Raw genomic sequence first — 4,033 nt, 5'->3', positions numbered from 1 at the left:
CAGGCGACCCGCCCCCCACGAGACCCGCCCCCCACGAGACCCGCGCCCCACGAGACCCGCGCCCCACGAGACCCGCCCCCACGAGACCTGTACCCCCGCGCGCGAAATCCCTCCGCGCGGAGTCTCCCCGCGCACGAGATCCCTCCGTGCGCGAGATCCCTCCGTGCGCCGCGAGTTCCACTCCGCAAGCGCCACCCCACCACCCCGCGCCGCAGCCCTTCCTCTGCTCCGCCGTCCCCTCACCCCGCCTCCGACGGACCGCCTTCGTTCTTTCGTCCCTCTGTCCCCTGCCCCGACATCCGGTCTCGCCGCCCGCCTAGTCCCCACAGAAGTTCCTCAGCCATCTCCCTCCCGGCATCCCGCGCCTCCGGCGGCCTTGCTGGTGTGGTGGGGGTGGGGGCGGCGGCGTGGAAAGGCGGAGCCCGCCGGGCGGTCCTTCGCTCGGCGGGCTCCGGTGGACGTGCTGGGGGTCAGCTCCGGCTGGAGGCGGCCCACAGGTTGATCCCGGCCTCGATCGCGTCCTTGTCGATCGCGTCGAGCTCCTCGGCGGAGAAGGACAGGTTGTTCACCGTCGCGATGTTGTCCTCAAGCTGCTTGACGCTGCTCGCGCCGATCAGCGCGGACGTCACCCGCGAGTCCCGCAGCGACCAGGCCAGCGCGAGCTGGGCGAGCGTCTGGCCGCGCCGGCCCGCGATCTCGTTGAGCGCGCGCACGTGGCGGAGGTTCTCGTCGGTCAGCAGGTCGGGGCTGAGCGACTTGCCCTGCGACGCGCGGGAGCCCTCGGGGATGCCGCCGAGGTAGCGGTCGGTCAGCATGCCCTGGGCGAGCGGCGAGAAGGCGATGCAGCCCACGCCCTCGGTCTCCAGCGTGTCGAGCAGGCCGCCCTCGATCCACCGGTTGAGCATCGAGTAGGACGGCTGGTGGATGAGCAGCGGCGTGCCCATCTCGCGCAGGATGCGGGCCGCCTCTGCGGTGTCCTCCGGCGAGTAGGACGAGATGCCGGCGTAGAGCGCCTTGCCGGACCGCACGGCGTGGTCCAGGGCGCCCATGGTCTCCTCCAGCGGAGTCTCAGGGTCGTGCCGGTGGCTGTAGAAGATGTCGACATAGTCGAGGTTCATCCGCTTGAGCGACTGGTCGAGGCTGGCCAGCAGGTACTTCCGCGAACCCCACTCGCCATAGGGACCGGGCCACATGTCGTAACCCGCCTTGGTCGAGATGATCAGCTCATCCCGGTAGGACGCGAAGTCCTGGTGGAAGACACGGCCGAAGTTGATCTCCGCCGACCCGTACGGCGGGCCGTAGTTGTTCGCCAGGTCGAAGTGGGTCACTCCGAGGTCGAAGGCCCGTCGCAGGATGGCCCGCTGGACGTCCACCGGCTTGTCGTCCCCGAAGTTGTGCCACAGACCGAGTGAGATCACGGGCAGCTTCAGGCCGCTTCTGCCGCTCCGGCGGTAAGGCAGTCCTTCGTATCGGGTGTCCGCGGCTACGTAGGTCATTGCGCCCCCAACTTGTCGAGAATCCAGGAGAGCGTGAAAGCTTCCTCACGCCACGCGTCGTAACGGCCGCTCCGCCCGCCGTGCCCAGCACCCATCTCCGTCTTGAGCAGGAAGGGACCGCCCTTGGCGGTGGCTCGCAGCCGAGCGATCCACTTGGCCGGCTCGTGGTAGAAGACGCGCGTGTCGTTCAGGCTGGTGAGCGCCAGGATCGGAGGATAGACCCGGCCGTCCACATTCTCATAAGGGGAATATGACTTCATGTAGGCATAGATCTCGGGGTTGTGCAGAGGGTCTCCCCACTCGTCCCACTCGATGACGGTCAGCGGGAGGGACGGGTCGAGGATGGTGTTCAACGCGTCGACGAACGGCACGTCCGCCACGACGCCGGCGAACTCCTCCGGCGCGAGGTTGGCCACCGCGCCCATGAGCAGCCCGCCCGCGGAGCCGCCCCGGGCTACGATCTCGCTGGACCAGCCCGAGCTCTTCAGATGCCGGGCACAGGCGACGAAGTCGGAGAAGGTGTTCTTCTTCTTGCCGAACTTGCCGTCCTCGTACCACTGGCGGCCCATCTCGCCGCCGCCCCGGACGTGCGCGATGGCGAAGGCCACACCCCGGTCGAGCAGGCTGAGCCTGGCCAGCGAGAAGGACGGGTCGATGGAGATCTCGTAGCTGCCGTAGCCGTACAGGACGGTCGGCGCCGGCCGGTCCACGCTCTTGCGGGCGACGATCGAGATCGGGATCCGCGCGCCGTCCTCGGCGATCGCCCACTCGCGGTGCTGCTCGTAGTCGGCGGGGTCGTAACCCCCGAGCACCGGCTTCTGCTTCAGCAGGATGAGCTTCTTGTCCGCCAGGTCGTAGTCGTAGATCGACGGCGGGGTCACCATGCTCGTGTAGCCGAGCCGCAGCCTGGAGGTGCTGAACTCCGGGTTGCCGCTCACGTCGACCGTGTAGATCGGCTCGGGGAACGAGATCTCATAAGCGTCGCCACCGGCCGGGAGCACGTGGATCCCGGTCAGGCCGTCGCGCCGGAAGTGGACCACGTTGTGCGTCGCGAAGGCGTCGACGTCGAGGAGCCGGGTGTCCTCACGGTGCTCGATCAGCGGGGTCCACGTCGCGGGGTCGTCGACGGAAGCGGTGGCGATCTCGAAATTGCGAGCGCCGTCGTTGTGCAGGATGAGGAAACCGTCGGCGCTGTGCTCCACGCTGTACTCGACGCCGGTCGTGCGCGGCCTGACGACGGTGAACTCGCCGGCCGGGTCGCTCGCGTCCAGGAAGCGGACCTCGCTGGTGATCTTGCTCGCCAGGCCGAGCACGAGGTAGCGCTCGCTGCGGGTGAGCCCGATGCCGACCCAGAAGCGCTCGTCGGTCTCCTCGTACACCAGCACGTCGTCCTCGGCCGAAGTACCGATCACGTGCCGGAAGAGGCGGTAAGGCCGCCAAGCCTCGTCCACCGTCGTATAGAAGAAGGTGGAGCAGTCTGACGACCAGGCGCCGCCGTAGGAGATGCCGGGGATCTCGTCGGCCAGCGTCTCGCCCGTGAGCAGGTCCTTGAACCTCAGGGTGAAGCGCTCGTCGCCCTTGAAGTCGGTGGAGAAGGCGAGCTTGGAGCCGTCGGGGCTGACGGCCGACGTGCCCACGGCGAAGAACGCGCTGTCGCCGGCCAGCTCGTTGCCGTCGAGGAGCACCTCCTCGCCTGCCAGCGGCGAGCCGTCGCCCATGTCGGGTGGCGTCTCACCGGTGGCCGCCACACGGCACTGGATGCCGTACTGCTTGCCCTCCTCGGTGCGCCCGTAGTACCACCACGCGCCCTTGCGGGTCGGGACGGACAGGTCCGTCTCCAGGGTGCGTTTCTTGATCTCCTGGAAGATGCTCTCGCTGACCTCCCCTAGGTGGGCGGTCGACTGCTTCGTATAGGAGTTCTCCGCCTCGAGGTAGGCGACGGTGTCCGGATCGTCCTTGGCGGTAAGCCAGGCGTACTCGTCCGTCACCGTGTCCCCGTGATGGGTCCTCTCCGTGGGGACCTTCTTGGCCACTGGTGGTGTTTCGCTGCTCACGCGGCCGAGTCTATGTCGCCGTGTGCCGCCCGCCAGGCTTCCCGGCGCGCCTGTGGACAACCGAGAGGGCCTGTGGACGAACGGCTCCGCCGTCGGCGATCGACGCATGCTGGACCCGCCCTGACACCCCAGGTAGGGACGCATATGGAGGAAGGTCGCAATACCGGTCGCCACTTGCGGACCCCGCGATTACGTCCCGAGCGCGTCTGGAGGGCTGGTAATCTTTTGGTGTCGGCGCGGTTCCGCGCAAACCACATGGATCACTCGCGAGAGTATCGGTGTGGCCTGCGCGTAAGTGTCGGCAATCTCTTTGATCTCCCAGGTCACGGAGACCGGTTCGAAGAACCGGTCAGGGTCTGGTAAGTTAGAGGGGTTGTCCCGGAAACGGGGCGGTCGGAATTCTAAGCGGATCCGCTGGTTTGACTGAAACCGGCGGGGACAATAGAGTGAAGACAACAAAACAAAAGCGGAAACGCCCCGGAA

At 67.5% G+C, this 4,033-nt stretch carries 2 protein-coding genes; both read right to left on the bottom strand.

The features are described from left to right. Positions 1–470 precede the first annotated feature (470 nt). The gene (gene mgrA, locus QSK26_RS41330; protein WP_285780838.1) at positions 471–1,496 is read right to left on the bottom strand and encodes an L-glyceraldehyde 3-phosphate reductase; all 1,026 of its coding nucleotides are present in this window, start codon (positions 1,494–1,496) and stop codon (positions 471–473) included. After that, positions 1,493–3,550 (bottom strand): S9 family peptidase, encoded by a 2,058-nt coding sequence (locus tag QSK26_RS41325; protein WP_285780837.1) that lies wholly within the window; start codon positions 3,548–3,550, stop codon positions 1,493–1,495. Before QSK26_RS41325 ends, mgrA begins: the two co-directional genes overlap by 4 nt. Positions 3,551–4,033: the final 483 nt, after the last annotated feature.

Origin of the sequence: Microtetraspora sp. NBRC 13810 (genome assembly GCF_030268685.1) — a bacterium.
GTDB lineage: Bacteria > Actinomycetota > Actinomycetes > Streptosporangiales > Streptosporangiaceae > BSRQ01.
Note: the sequence above shows the minus strand (reverse complement) of the source record. Positions and strands in the feature narration are given on the sequence as shown.

Coding starts and splice junctions, on each gene's coding strand:
- mgrA (WP_285780838.1), bottom strand. CDS start 1,496: ATGACCTACGTAGCCGCGGACACCCGATACGAAGGACTGCCTTACCGC.